We start from the raw sequence: 14560 nt of genomic DNA, 5'->3' as shown, positions 1-14560 counted from the left end.
ACGCGATCGATAAGCTCGCTCACCGCTGTGTACGACAACTATCCAACGGCATCAGTGCGATTCGTGCAATCTGCTCAAGCTGGTAGCGGGAAGCGCCATCGCGAGCTTGGACCGACATGCCTTGCAGCGTAGCGGCATAGAATGCTGACAGCGCATCAGTATCTGTGGTGGGCATCAACTCCCCAAAATCCTTCCCGCGATTTAGGCGAGCTTTGATCGCGTCGCGCGCAGCAATGCGTCGAGCCGTCATCCTGCCGGCGATCTCGCGATGTTCGACGCCGCAGCTCAGAACGCCCAGCGAAACGAAGCACCCGTTGGCCTGATCGTCCCCCGTGTAGTTGGCGGCTGCTCCCATCAGAAGGTCGCTGACCGCCCCGAACGCTGTTTTCGCACGATCCAGGGCCATCGCGGCGAACGCGCCCTCGGTGCGCTGGTAGAGTGCGACAGCTTCTTCGAACAGCGCCTCCTTGCTTGGAAAGACGCCGTAAAGGCTGGTGGCGGACACGCCGATCGCGGCAGTGAGATGCGCGATCGACGTGCCCTCATAGCCGCGCTCCTTGAACATCGTCAGCGCCGTCGCGATGGCTTGGTCACGGTCGAACTGGCGAGGACGGCCGCGACGGCGGCAATCGGGAGTGGAAGCCCCTTCCATAGCAGTTGCTACAATATTCGATTGACATGCGAGTGGCAAACAGTCTGATATTGTAACGATCACTGCAAAAAGGACTATCGATGCTACGCAGAGCCGTCATCGCCCTGTCAGGGCTTGCATGTGCCACGATGGGCGCGAGCATCGCTCACGCCGATCCACGTCGCATCCTGATCTATGGCGACAGTAATACCTGGGGCTATGAGGCGCGAAGCGACGGCGAGCCAACGCATCGCTTCCCTGCCGACCGACGATGGACTGGCATTCTCCAGCGCCAGCTTGGCTCTGGTTATGTTGTGGTCGAAGACGGCCTTAACCTTCGCACTACCGACCTCGACGGGGAAGACTGGCCGGATAGCATCATCCGGCCCGACACCTTCAATGGTGCGAAGCACCTACCTGCCTCGATCGCTGCGAACATGCCGATCGATCTGGTGGTCATCATGCTCGGCACCAACGATCTTCAAGCCCGATACCAGCGATCCCCTCGTCAGGTCGCCGATGCGGCTGTAGCTCTCGCCCGAATGGTCCAGGCATCGTCCGGTGGCATCGGCACCACCTATCCGGCACCGAAAGTTCTGATCGTGTCTCCGGTTCGGATCGGACGGATGCCCGTCGAAGAGTGGAAACGGCGCTATGCTGGCGGCCGTGACAAGTCGGCGGGGTTCGCAGTAGCGTTCAAGGAAGCCGCCGACGCCGCACGCATTCCCGTGTTTGACGCAGCTGCGGCGATCGGGGGTGCCGTGCATGGCGCTGATGGCCTCCATCTGTCGGAAGCCGATCATCGAAAGCTGGCAGAAGCCATTCTACCGGCGGTTCAGCACGCCTTTAACGCGCCATAGGCCACACAGCGTATTCTCATTCGGATCAAGAAATGGGAATGTCGGTGCTTTAGCGGACTACGAACCCGGTTTTGGCAGCGCGCTGGAGATTGGACCGGACCACCACCCGATGAAACGGCTTGATCGCAGCAAGGTAGATGCGCCCGAGGCGGTTGTTACATCGGACCACCGTGGTTGCAGAAACCAGACCGGAGCCGCTTGCGCCCCTTTGGAGTAACAGCGAAATTCGGAAATTCAGGTGCTGGTCGTCTTCGCCCAAAATCAATTCGTCATCATCGGCTGAGAGGATTGGGAAGAAGTCGATCCGATCTCCTTCGGCATTTGCGTCGCGAAGCTGGGCAGAGGTCTGCAACCCGAACAGGCGAACAACTCGGTCCCGGGTTGACAGCAGCACCTTAAACCACGGTGTCGGCTGACCAAGGATCGCCTGCGCGATCGACCTGATATTTGTCCCTGCGTCTTGAGGAATCTGCACGGCAAATGAGTCGACCAAATCCGCATGCCCGTACCAATCGGAAAGGCGGCTTTGCATGGGCGGACTCTGCTCGGTCACGATCGTGCTGGAAGTCATGCAATGGGGTTACACCCGGTCGATGAGAGCCGCAAAGAACCGCCTTCATCTGCGCGTCCATCGTTCCCGTTTGGGAAGGAATGACGGGAATCCCGCCGCGCCGATTGCGCTGACGGTCGCCTGTGGGCTCTGCTTTCCCGAAACCTGTTCCCGAATGCACTTTCCCGAAACGCACACCCTGAAATGAGGAAACGGGAAAGCTCACCATCAACGATGGCCAGTCGGAGTCATCAATCGGTTCCTCAAAACACGCGACGCGTTAACCTCGACCCGCTATCTCGCCCCACATGATCGGCCGTTTCGACCACCTCCCCAATCGCCGCGCGATCGTTGACCGGCGCCTGCTCGCCGAGCAGGTCGCCGCCGCGACCGGCAAGGACACTTCAGCGCTGCGCCATCAGGTCAGCCTGTTGCTCAAGAGCGCGCTTGAAGCCGGGCGCGCGGAGATCGCGCGGCGGCTGACCGCCAATCCGTCGCGCGGGATCGAGGCGGCGAATGCGCAGGCGTATCTGGTCGACCAGTTGCTGCGCGTGCTCGCCGACTTCACGACGCAGCGGCTGTACCCGCTCGCCAACCCGACCACCGGCGAGCGGCTGCTGCTGCTGGCGGTCGGCGGGTACGGGCGCGGCGAGATGGCGCCCTTTTCCGACGTCGACATCGGCTTCCTCACCCCCGGCAAGCAGACGCCCTGGGCCGAGCAGGCCATCGAATCGATGCTCTATGCGCTGTGGGATCTCGGGCTGAAGATCGGCCATTCGAGCCGCTCGCTCGACGAGATGGTGCGGCAGGCGAAGGCCGATGTGACGGTGCGCACCGCCTTGCTCGAAGGGCGCTACGTCTGGGGCGACGAGGATCTGTACGACGAGGCGTCGCGGCGCTTCCACGACGACGTGCGCCGCGGGACCGAGCGGCAGTTCGCCGCCGACAAGCTTGCCGAGCGGGACGCGCGCCATGTCCGAATGGGCGACACGCGTTACGTCGTCGAACCCAATATCAAGGAGGGCAAGGGCGGGCTGCGCGATCTCCACGCCTTGTTCTGGATCGGCAAATATACCTATCAGGTGCAGCGCTCGAACGAGCTGGTCGCGGTTGGGCTGTTCACCCGCGAGGAATATCGCCTCTTCCACCGCGCCGACAATTTCCTGTGGGCGGTACGCTGCCACCTGCATCTGATCGCGGGGCGCGCCGAGGATCGGCTGACCTTCGACTACCAGCGCGAGATCGCGCAGCGGATGCATTACGCCGACCGGCCCGGCAAGCCGGCGGTCGAGCGCTTCATGCAATTCTATTTCCTGCAGGCGCGCACGGTTGGATCGCTGACCGGGCTGTTCCTCGCGCATATGGACGAGCGTTTCTCGCGCCGCCGGCGATTGGGGCTCAAGATGGCGCGGACGCCGCGCAAGCTGGAGGGGTTCGCCAATGACGGTGGGCGGATCGCGCTGCCGTCCGACGATTTCTTCCAGCAGGACCCGCGGCGGCTGGTGGAGATCTTCGCGCTCGCCGCCGAACAGGGGATGGAGATCCACCCGCTCGCCTTGCGCTGCGCGACGCGCGACGCGCGGCTGGTCACCGCAGTGCGGCGTGACGCGCACGCCAACGCGCGCTTCCTCGACCTGCTCGCGGGCGCACATGATCCCGAATTGCCGCTGCGCTGGATGAACGAGACCGGCGTGCTTGGGCGGTTCGTGCCCGACTGGGCGCGGATCGTCGCGCAGATGCAATTCGACATGTACCACCATTACACCGTCGACGAGCATACGATCCGCGCGATCGGGCTGCTTGCGCGGATGGAGGCGGGGGCACTTGCCGACGATCACCCGCTGCCCAGCGAGATCATGGCGCAGATCGTGTCGCGGCGCGTGCTGTACGTCGCGGTGCTGCTCCACGATATTGCCAAGGGTCGCGGCGGCGATCATTCGATCCTCGGCGCGGAGGTCGCGGAGCGGCTGTGCCCGCGCTTCGGGCTGACCCCGGCGGAGACCGAGACGGTCGCATGGCTGGTGCGGCACCATCTTTTGATGAGTTCGACCGCGTTCCGCCGCGACCTGACCGATTTCAAGACGATCCTCGACTTCACCGAAGTGGTGCAGAGCCCCGAGCGGCTGCGGTTGCTGCTGGTGCTGACCGTCGTCGATATCCGCGCGGTCGGGCCGGGAACGTGGAACGGCTGGAAGGGGCAGTTGCTCGGCGACCTCTACGATCGTGCCGAGGAAGTGTTGCGGCTCGGGCACAAGCAGAAGGGGCGCGGCGAGCGTGTGGTCGCCAAGCAGGAGGCGCTGCGCACCGCGCTGCAATGGAATGCCGAGACGCTGGCGGGCTACGTGCGGCGCCTGCCGGAACCTTACTGGATCGCCGAGCCGGACGACGTGCTGGCGCACAATGCCGCGTTCGTGACGCAGACCGGCGACGTGCAACTGGCGATCGACGCACAGGTTTATCCCGAGCGCGGTGCGACGCTGGTGACGGTCTATGCCGCCGACCATCCGGGGCTGTTCAGCCGCATCGCCGGCGCCATTCACGTCGCGGGCGGCAACATCATCGACGCGCGCATCCACACCACGCGCGATGGCATGGCGCTCGACAATTTCCTCGTGCAGGACCCGCTCGGGCGGCCGTTCGACGAGGCGGGGCAGTTGACCCGGCTCAAGACCGCAATCGAGGATGCGCTGGCCGGGCGCGGCAAGCTGACCGATCGGCTGAAGGCCAAGCCGCTGCCGCGCGCGCGTGCCGATGCGTTCCGGATCGAGCCCAACGTACTGGTCGACAACAAGGCATCGAACCGCTTCACCGTGGTCGAGGTTGCGGCGCGCGACCGGCCGGCGCTGCTCAACCAGCTCGCCTATGCGCTGTTCCTGTCGAAAGTGACGATCCACTCGGCGCATGTCGCCACCTATGGCGAGCGCGCGGTCGACGTTTTCTATTTGACCGATCTGACCGGGGACAAGATCGCGTCGACCACGCGCGTGCGGACGCTGGAGAAGCGCCTGCTGGCCGCGGCGTCGGGGGCGCCGCAGGAGGAGGCGGCTTAGGCGTCGTCTTCCAGTCTCCCCCGTTCGTGCTGAGGAGGCATTGAGCGAAGTCGAAATGCCGTCTCGAAGCGCCCTTCGAGACGGGACTTCGACAAGCTCAGCCCCTCCTCAGGACGAACGGAGAAGTCGCAGCTAAAGCCACACAGCTCCAGCATAACGCTGAATACGTATGTGGCTTCCTTGTGACGCGCCCGCCGCGCCGCCTACTTCGCCGCCCATGACACCCGAGGATCGTCCGCAGGAACGCGGACGCCGGGAGCAGGGGAGGATTTCCACATGAACGGCCTGTCTCTTATGCCGATCGCGCGTCGCCGCTGGGCCGGTGCCAGCGCGCTGGCATTGCTGATCGCCACCCCGGCGCTGGCGCAGGAAGCGACGCCGCAGGCGGATGCGCCGACCGGCAACCCGACCGCCAAGGTCACCGCGACGCAGCCCGCGCCCGCCGCCGACCCGACCCCCGATGCCAACGCCAATCCCGATCCGACAGCGACCGGCGCGGACGAGATCGTCGTCACCGGCATCCGCGCCAGCCTCGCCAAGTCGGCAGACATCAAGCGCCGTTCGACGCTGATCGTCGACTCGGTGTCGGCCGAGGATGTCGGCAAGCTGCCCGACGTGTCGATCGCCGACTCGCTCGCGCGGCTGCCGGGCGTCACCGCGCAGCGCGTCGAGGGGCGCGACCAGAGCCTGTCGATCCGCGGGCTCGGCCCCGATTTCTCGACCACGCTGCTCAACGGTCGCGAGCAGGTGACGGTCGGCGACAACCGCGGCGTCGAGTTCGACCAGTATCCGTCGGAATTCTTCAGCAACGTCAACGTCTATAAGTCTGCCGACGCGTCGCTGATCGCCGCGGGCGTGTCGGGCACGGTCGATCTGCGGATGCTGCGTCCGCTCGACCAGAAGGACCGGCTGTTCATCGTCTCGGCGCGCGGCCAGCTCAACGGCATCGGCAAGCGCAACCCGGATGGCGAGCGCTGGGGCTATCGCGCCACCGCCACCTATGTCGACAAGTTCGCCAACGACACGCTCGGCATCGCGCTGGGCGTCGCGGCGCAGGAATCGCCGACCAATTACGACCGCTACGAGGCATGGGGCTATCCCAACCTCAACAACCTCTCGCAGAATTGCACCGGCGACGCGGCCGGGCCGTGCGTGCTGGGCGGTGCAAAGCCCTACGTCCAGTCGAATATGCTCAAGCGCTATGGCGGCGTCGGCACGATAGAATGGGCGCCCAGCGATGCGTTCCACTCGACCTTCGACGCGCTCTACACGCATTTCACCGAGACGCAGAAGCTGCGCGGGATCGAATTCCCGCTCGCGTATAACGTCGCGCCGACCGCGGGGACGGTGACGGTCACCGATGGCTTCGTCGACAAGGCGACCTTCTCGCCGCAGTACACGGTGCAGCGCAACGACCTGAACGACCGCACGTCGGACATGTTCTCGCTGGGCTGGAATAACAATGTCCGGCTGAACGACGCGATCCAGCTCAACGTCGACGCCGCCTGGTCGCGCGCAACGCGGCAGGACGAGCTGATCGAAACCTATTCAGGCACCGGCTATGGCGGCACCGGGCAGCGCGACACGATCACGATCACGCGCCAGAACAACGGCACCTACCAGATCGTCCCGACGCTGGATTACGCCGACACCAACGTCATCCGCATCACCGATCCGGGCGGCTGGGGCTATAACGGCACCAACGCGGTGGTGCAGGCCGGCTTCCAGAACCGGCCAAAGTTCAGCGACGACCTGAAGTCGCTGCGCGCGAACCTGAGCGGCGATTTTCAGGGTGCGCTGGGCGTCGTCAAGGGCTGGGAGATCGGCGGGAACTATACGCAGCGCGAGAAGAAGGCGCGCTTCACCTCCTACTTCTACTGCCCACCGGGCGGCGGCAGCAACTGCACCGTCGCCAGCGGCACGACGCAGTCGATCGCGGTGCCGAGCGACGTGGTGCTCGACGAGCAGGTCTCGCTCGCCTTCCTCGGCGTGCCGCGGATGCTGACGCTCGATCCGCGCGGCGTGCTGGGGCTGCTGACGCCGGTGTTCGACAACCGTCCGGAGTCGCTCGCCAAGGTGTGGGGCGTGAAGGAGAAGGTCACGACCGGTTACGCCAGGCTGCTGATCGACGGCGAGGCCGGCGGCAAGGCGGTGAAGGGCTCGATCGGCGTGCAGGTGGTGCATACCGACCAGAGTTCGGACGGCCGGATCGCGGGGCTGAACGGCGGCGTGGTCACGCTGTCCGACGTGTCGGGCGGCGACAAATATACCAACGTCCTGCCGAGCGCGACCTTCTCGGTCGAGCTGATCCCGAACGGCTTCATCAAGATGGGCGCGTCGCAGACGATGGTGCGGCCGCGGCTCGATCAGGAGCGCATCTCGCAGAACGTCGCGATCAATCCCGGCAACGTCGGCGCCGGCTCCGATCCGCTGCGCAGCCCGTTCTCGTCGGACGGCGGCAATGCCGAGCTGCGCCCGTACAAGTCGACCAACATCGACCTGTCGCTGGAAAAGTATTTCCGCGCCGGCGGTTACGTGGCGCTGTCGGGATACTTCAAGCATCTGACCGACTATGTCGATCCGAACAACAACGTGCTGTACGACTTCACGCCGTTGCTGTCATCGCTGACGCCCGCGCAGCAGGCGATCGTGCTGTCGCAGAACGCGCAATTCGGGCTGTTCAAGAACCCGGCCAATTCGGGTCGTGGCGAGATCATGGGCGCGGAGGCGACCGCGTCGTTGCCGCTGCGGATGATCACCACCGCGCTCGACGGCTTCGGGCTGTTCGGCAGCGGCAGCTATACGCATTCGGCGGTCCGCTATGACAGCGCGCCCGCGACGGTGCAGACGGTGCCGGGGCTGTCGAAGTGGGTGCTCAACGGCACGGCCTATTTCGAGAAGAACGGCTTCCAGGCGCGCGCGACCTATCGCTATCGCTCGAGCTTCCTCGCCGAGGTGCGCGGGCTGTCGGCGACGCCGGAGCTGAACACCGCCAAGGGCGAGACGATCCTCGACGCGCAGATCGGCTATGAATTCCAGAGCGGTGCGTTGCAGGGGTTGACGATCCTCGCGCAGGCCAAGAACCTGACCGATCAGGAGTTCTTCCAATACACCAACGGCGATCCGCGGCAGGTGCGGCGGTATCAGCGGTACGGCACGGACTATTATCTGGGGCTGACCTACCGGTTCTGATCTCCCCCCGTGGGCCCACACCTCCGTTCGCTTTGAGCTTGTCGAAGGGCGTGTTCCGGGACACGTGCTTCGACAAGCTCAGCACGAACGGGGGAGGGCCTACGCCGAGGCGCGCACCATCAGCGTCGCGGGGAGCATGACATTTTCGGTCGGCTCCCCCGCGATCCGGCGCACCAAGGTGTCGACCAGCAACGCACCGGCGCGCGCATAATCCTGCGCCACGGTCGTCAACGGCGGACGCGTCAGCCGCGCCGCGGGAATGTCGTCGAACCCCGCGACCGCGACATCCTCCGGCACGCGCCGCCCCGCCTCGTCGAGCGCGCGCAAGGCGCCCAAAGCGATCAGGTCCGACGCGGCGAACAAGGCGTCAAAGGGAATGTCGCGCGCGAGCAGCCGCCGTGTCGCCTCATAGCCGACCTGCTCCGACGACAAGGCATCGATGTGCAGCCCCGGATCGACTGCCAGCCCGGCACGGCGCAGCGCGTCGCACAGCCCGCGATAGCGGTCGCGGAATTCGGGATAATGATCGGTGGCGGTGCCGACGAACGCCACGCGCTGTCGTCCGCGCTGGATCAGGTGCCGCGCGACATCGCGTCCGCCGCCGAGATTGTCGCAGCCCAGCACCGTGCCGAGCCCGTTCGGCTCGACCGATCCCCAGCGGACGTAGCGCGTCGACTGGCCAACCAGTTGCTCCAACCGGACGCGGTACAATTCCCAGTCGCCGTAGCCGAGCAGGATCAGCCCGTCGGCCTTGCGGCTGTCGGCATAGTCCTTGTGCCAGTCGGCCGACAATTGCTGGAACGAGGTCAGCAGGTCGTAGCCGCGCAGCGCACAGGTCTTCAGGATCGAGCCGAGCATCGACAGGAAGAACGGGTTGATCGTCGAGGCGTCGGGCAGCGGATCCTCGAAGAACAATAGCGCCAGCGTCTTGGCCTCGCCGCGGCGCAGCGACGAGGCGGCGCGATCGACCTTGTAGCCGAGCTGCTCGGCGATCGCCGCGATCCGCAGCCGCGTCGCGGCGTTGACCGTGCGGTCGCCGCGCAGCGCGCGCGAGACGGTCGGTTGCGAGACGCCCGCGGCGGCGGCGATGTCGAAGGAGGTGACGCGATCGGACAGGAGTGAGGGCCCGTGATGACGGAAAGTCCCTATCCTACTGCGCGGGGCATGGGCTGTGAATACGTATGCTGCGCGCTTGGCAAAGCAGAGGCCGGCTGCGCATCACGCCGCGATCGGGAGAGAGAGCATGAAAAGCATCATCGCGGGCGCGCTGGCGGCGCTGTCGCTGGCCACCGGTGCGTCGGCACAGGATTATCGCGCGCGCCTGCCACAGGACGAGGTGATCTATTTCGCGCTGCCCGACCGCTTCGACAACGGCGATCCCGCCAACGATCGCGGCGGGCTGACCGGCGACCGGCTGCGCACCGGCTATGATCCGACGTCGAAGGGCTTTTATCACGGCGGCGACCTCAAGGGGCTGACGCGCCGTCTCGATTATATCGCGGCGCTGGGCGCAACCGCGATCTGGGTCGGGCCGATCTTCCGCAACAAGCCGGTGCAGGGCCCGAAAGGGCAGGAGAGCGCCGGTTATCACGGTTACTGGATCACCGACTTCGAGCATGTCGACCCGCATTTCGGCACCGACGCCGATTTCGCGGCGCTGGTGTCGGCGGCGCACGGGCGGGGGATGAAGGTCTATATGGACATCATCGTCAACCACACCGCCGACGTGATCCGCTATCGCGAGTGCGGCGACTGCGCCTACCGCTCTAGAGCCGATTATCCGTATCAGCGGCGCGGCGGGGTGGACGGTGCCGCGATCAACCCCGGCTTCGCGGGCGATCAGGTGCAGACCGCGGCCAATTTCGCGAAGCTGAGCGATCCGACCTATGCCTATACGCCGTACGTGCCCAAGGGCGAGGCGCGCGCCAAGTCGCCGGCATGGCTGAACGACGTCACGCTCTATCACAATCGCGGCAACACCACCTTCCGCAACGAAAATTCGACGATGGGCGATTTCGTCGGGCTCGACGATCTGATGACCGAGAACCCGCGCGTCGTGGCGGGGATGATCGACATTTTCGGCGGCTGGATCGACCGCTTCGGCGTCGACGGCTTTCGCATCGACACCGCGCGCCACGTCAATCCCGAGTTCTGGCAGGCGTTCGTGCCCGCGATGCAGACGCGCGCGACGGCGAAGGGCATCCCCAATTTCCACATCTTCGGCGAGGTCGCGGCCGACCAGCTCGACCCCGGCCCGCTCGCAGTCCACACGCGCGTCGACAGGCTGCCCGCGGTGCTCGACTTCGCCTTCCGCCGCGCGGTGCTCGACACCGTCGCGGGGACGCGCGGCACCGATGCGTTCGAGACGCTGATCGCGGGCGACGCGCTCTACGAGGGCGGCGCGGCGGCGGCGGAGCGGCTGCCGACCTTCGTCAGCAACCACGACAACGGCCGCTTCGCGTTCTTCGTGCGACAGGCGTTCCCCAACGCCGATGATGCCGAGGTGCTGAAGCGCACGATGCTCGCCAATGCGATGCTGCTGACATTGCGCGGCGTGCCGACGATCTATTCGGGCGACGAACAGGGCTTCACCGGCGACGGCGGCGATCAGGATGCGCGCGAGGACATGTTCGCCAGCCGCGTCGCCAGCTACAACGACAATCGCCTGCTCGGCACCGACACGACCAATGCCACCGCGCATTTCGGGCAGGACAATCCGCTGTTCCGGCAGATCGCGACGATCGCGCGCGTGCGACGCGCGCAACCGGCGTTGACCCGTGGCCGCACGCTGCTGCGCGCGCGTGAAGAAACGCCGGGGCTGCTTGCGGTGTCGCGCGTCGATCCGGCGACCGGGCGCGAGATCCTGCTCGCCTTCAACACCGCCACGACCCCGCTCGACCGCCTGGTCGAGGTGACCGGCGCGGGCAGCGCGACAACGCTGGCCGGGGAGGGCTGCGCCGCGCAGACCGCCGCGCCGGGATCGTTGCGCGTCCGCCTTCCTGCGCTAGGTTATGCCGTCTGCGCGATCGGAGAGCCCCAATGACGCATCCCTGGTGGCAAGGTGCCGCCGTCTACCAGATCTATCCGCGCAGCTTCGCCGATGCGAACGGCGACGGCGTCGGCGACCTGCGCGGGATCACCGCGCATCTCGATCATGTCGCGTCGCTGGGCGTCGACACGATCTGGATCTCGCCCTTCTACACCTCGCCGATGGCCGACTTCGGCTATGACGTCGCCGATTATTGCGACGTCGATCCGGTGTTCGGGACGCTCGCCGATTTCGATGCGCTGATCGCGCGCGCGCACGATCTGGGCCTGCGCGTCATCACCGATCAGGTGTGGTCGCACACCTCCGACCGGCATCCGTGGTTCGTGCAGAGCCGCGCCGCGCGCGACGGCGACAAGAGCGACTGGTACGTCTGGGCCGATGCGAAGTCGGACGGATCGCCGCCCAATAACTGGCAGTCGGTGTTCGGCGGTCCGGCGTGGACGTGGGACGCGCGCCGCCAGCAATATTATCTCCATACCTTCCTCAAGGAACAGCCGCAGCTCAACGTCCGCAATCCGGCGGTGCAGGACGCTCTGCTCGGCGTCGGGCGCTTCTGGCTGGAGCGGGGCGTCGACGGCTTCCGGCTCGATGCGATCAACCATGCGATGGGGGCGGCCGACCTGCGCGACAATCCGCCCGCCGCGCCCTCGAACAAGCCGCGCACGCGTTCGTTCGATTTCCAGCAGAAAACGCACAGCCAGGACCAGCCCGACATGCTGCCGTTCGTCGAGCGCATCCGCGCGCTGACCGACGAATATGACACGCGCTTCTCGGTCGCCGAGATCGGCGGCGACGAAAGCGACTGGGTGCGCAAGGCCTATACGCAGCCGGGGCGGCTGGAGACCGCTTATGGCTTCGATTTCCTCTATGCCGACCACCTGACCCCGGCGGCAGTGCGCGCGGCGCTGTCGCAATGGCCGGGGGCGGAGGGCGAGGGCTGGCCGAGCTGGGCGTTCGAGAATCACGACGCCCCGCGCGCGGTGTCGCGCTGGGCGCTGCCCGAGCATCGCGACTCCTTCGCGCGCGCCAAGATGGTGCTGTTGGCGGGGCTGCGGGGGAACATCTTCCTCTATCAGGGCGAGGAACTGGGGCTGACGCAGACCGCAGTGCCGTTCGAGAAATTGCGCGATCCCGAGGCGATCGCTAACTGGCCGCTGACGCTCAGCCGCGACGGTGCGCGCACGCCGATGCCGTGGTCGGCGGAGGGAACGGGGCATGGCTTCACCAGCGGCGAGCCGTGGCTGCCGTTCGGCAGCGATCACGCCGCGATGGCGGTCGATGTGCAGGAGGCGGACGCTGACTCGCTGCTGCACTGGACCAGGGCCGTGCTGGCCGTGCGGCGCGCGGTGCCGGCATTGCAGGTCGGGACGTTGCGGTTTGTCGACGCGCCGGCCGATGTGGTCGCGTTCGAGCGCGAGCATGACGGGGAGCGATTGCTGTGCGTGGTGAATCTGTCGCCGGCGCCGATCGAGGTGGCATTGCCGTATGGCGATGTGCTGCTGGCGTGTGGCGTGGAAGGCTCGCGTTTCGCAAGCTACGGCGCGCTGATTGCGAGGGCGGCGTGATGTCCGTCCCACGCACCACCCGCCACCCCGGCGGAGGGTGGGGCCCAGTTGGGGAACGTTTCCGCATCTCGCGCGCCGCCCTCACCTGGGCCCCGGCCTCCGCCGGGGTGACCGGTGGTTGTGGAGAGGGAGTGGCCGCATGACCGCCCCGCGCCGTCGTCATCAATCGCTCGCCGGGCTCGCGAACATCTCGTTCGGCTTCTTCGGCATCCAAATCGGCTTCGCGCTCCAGAACGCGAACATGAGCCGGATTTTCCAGTCGCTCGGCACCTCGCTCGACGATCTGCCCGCCTTGTGGGTCGCCGCGCCGCTCACCGGGCTGCTCGTCCAGCCGGTGATCGGGCATTTCAGCGATCGGACGTGGCTCGGCCGCTTCGGGCGGCGGCGGCCGTATTTCCTTGCCGGGGCGGTGCTCGCCGCGCTGTCGCTGTTCGTGATGCCGCTCAGCCCGGCGCTACTCGTCGCGGCGTTGATGCTGTGGGTGCTCGATGCGTCGCTCAACATTTCGATGGAGCCGTTCCGCGCGTTTGTCGGCGACATGCTCGACCGCGACCAGCATGCCGCCGGTTACGGCGTGCAGACCGCGTTCATCGGCGCGGGAGCTGTGTTCGGGTCGATCTTTCCGTGGCTGCTCGAACAGGCCGGCGTGTCGAACGTCGCCCCGCCGGGACAGATACCCGACTCGGTCAAATACGCCTTCTGGTTCGGCGGTGCGGCGCTGCTCGCCAGCGTGCTGTGGACGGTGGTGACGACGCGCGAATATTCGCCCGCCGAGATGGCCGCGTTCGACGGCGCGGCGCAGACCGACGACGGCGTAACCGCGCAGGTGCTCGCCGCACGGGGCGCGACCGCACCGTTGCTGTGGATCGCGGCGGGCGCGGCGGTGGTCGTGCTGGTCGCGCTCACCGGGCTCGAGAAGGAAATGTACCTGCTCGGCGCGCTGCTCGCCGGCTATGGCGCGGCGAGCCTCGTCGCGATCCGCGCGGCGCGGGCGGGGCGGTCGCCGGGGCTGCTCGGGCATATCGTCGGCGACTTTGCAGGGATGCCGCCGCTGATGAAGCGGTTGGCGGTCGTCCAGTTCTTCAGCTGGTCGGCGCTGTTCATCATGTGGATCAACACCACGCCGGTGGTCACGCAGGTGTTCTTCGCCGCGCCCGACGCCGCCAGCCCGGCGTATCAGCGCGGCGCGAACTGGGTCGACGTGCTGTTCGCGACCTATAACGGCGTCGCCGCAATATCGGCGCTGGTGCTGCTGCCGTGGCTGTCGGCGCGGATCGGCAAGGCGCGGACGCATGTCGTCGGGCTGCTGTGCGGGGCGGCGGGGTTCGCGAGCATCTTCGTGATGCCCGATGCGCAGTGGCTGCTGGTTAGCGAGATCGGGATCGGCATCGCCTGGTCGACGATCCTCGCCATGCCCTATGCGATCCTCGCCTCGGCGCTGCCGCAGCGCAAGCTCGGCATCTATATGGGATTGTTCAACGTCTTCGTCGTGACGCCGCAATTGCTGGTCGCGACGGTGATGGGGTCGATCACCCGCCACTTCTTCCCGACCGAGCCGATCTGGACGATGGCCTTCGCCGCGGTGACGATGGCCGGCGCGGCGGTCGCGATGCTGCGGGTGCGGGAATGAGGCTGACCGTGGGCTGAGGCGATTACTCCCCAC

At 66.4% G+C, this 14560-nt stretch carries 9 protein-coding genes; 6 read left to right on the top strand and 3 right to left on the bottom strand.

Annotated features, from left to right (window positions below; translation table 11 throughout):
- Positions 1-19: 19 nt before the first annotated feature.
- On the bottom strand, positions 20-652 hold the full coding sequence (locus tag PGN12_00870) for a TetR/AcrR family transcriptional regulator (GenBank protein ID MEH3102443.1): 633 nt from the start codon (positions 650-652) through the stop codon (positions 20-22).
- A gap of 128 nt (positions 653-780) precedes the next feature.
- On the opposite strand from PGN12_00870, the gene PGN12_00865 reads away from it, so the two are divergent.
- Entirely contained in the window at positions 781-1491 is a 711-nt protein-coding gene (locus tag PGN12_00865; protein ID MEH3102442.1) for a GDSL-type esterase/lipase family protein, read from the top strand.
- Positions 1492-1540: 49 nt separating this feature from the next.
- Here PGN12_00865 and PGN12_00860 read toward each other — a convergent pair whose 3' ends face one another.
- Entirely contained in the window at positions 1541-2062 is a 522-nt protein-coding gene (locus tag PGN12_00860) for a DUF2867 domain-containing protein (protein MEH3102441.1), read from the bottom strand.
- A 287-nt stretch (positions 2063-2349) separates the two neighbouring features.
- On the opposite strand from PGN12_00860, the gene PGN12_00855 reads away from it, so the two are divergent.
- Both PGN12_00855 and PGN12_00850 read left to right on the top strand, forming a co-directional pair.
- Positions 2350-5091 (top strand): [protein-PII] uridylyltransferase, encoded by a 2742-nt coding sequence (locus PGN12_00855; GenBank protein MEH3102440.1) that lies wholly within the window; start codon positions 2350-2352, stop codon positions 5089-5091.
- A 276-nt stretch (positions 5092-5367) separates the two neighbouring features.
- Positions 5368-8283, top strand: a complete 2916-nt coding sequence (locus PGN12_00850) for a TonB-dependent receptor (GenBank protein ID MEH3102439.1) — start codon at positions 5368-5370, stop codon at positions 8281-8283.
- Between the two features lie 99 nt (positions 8284-8382).
- Here the strand turns inward: PGN12_00850 and PGN12_00845 are convergent, their stop codons facing one another.
- Entirely contained in the window at positions 8383-9399 is a 1017-nt protein-coding gene (locus tag PGN12_00845; protein ID MEH3102438.1) for a LacI family DNA-binding transcriptional regulator, read from the bottom strand.
- Positions 9400-9526: 127 nt separating this feature from the next.
- Here PGN12_00845 and PGN12_00840 point away from each other — a divergent pair, with 127 nt between their 5' ends.
- The 3 genes from PGN12_00840 (at position 9527) to PGN12_00830 (ending at position 14527) form a co-directional block, all read left to right on the top strand.
- The gene (locus PGN12_00840; GenBank protein ID MEH3102437.1) at positions 9527-11326 is read left to right on the top strand and encodes an alpha-amylase family glycosyl hydrolase; all 1800 of its coding nucleotides are present in this window, start codon (positions 9527-9529) and stop codon (positions 11324-11326) included.
- Positions 11323-12897: an alpha-glucosidase family protein gene (locus tag PGN12_00835; protein ID MEH3102436.1), complete on the top strand. Its 1575-nt coding sequence runs from the start codon at positions 11323-11325 to the stop codon at positions 12895-12897. The genes PGN12_00840 and PGN12_00835 overlap by 4 nt, the downstream gene beginning before the upstream one ends.
- Positions 12898-13036: 139 nt before the next feature.
- Complete coding sequence (locus PGN12_00830; protein ID MEH3102435.1) at positions 13037-14527, top strand: MFS transporter; 1491 nt, start codon at positions 13037-13039, stop codon at positions 14525-14527.
- Positions 14528-14560: the final 33 nt, after the last annotated feature.

Source organism: Sphingomonas phyllosphaerae (assembly GCA_036946405.1).
GTDB classification, from domain to species: Bacteria; Pseudomonadota; Alphaproteobacteria; order Sphingomonadales; family Sphingomonadaceae; genus Sphingomonas; species Sphingomonas phyllosphaerae_D.
The sequence above is the reverse complement of the archived record's forward strand: the minus strand, read 5'-3'. Positions and strand labels throughout refer to the sequence as shown.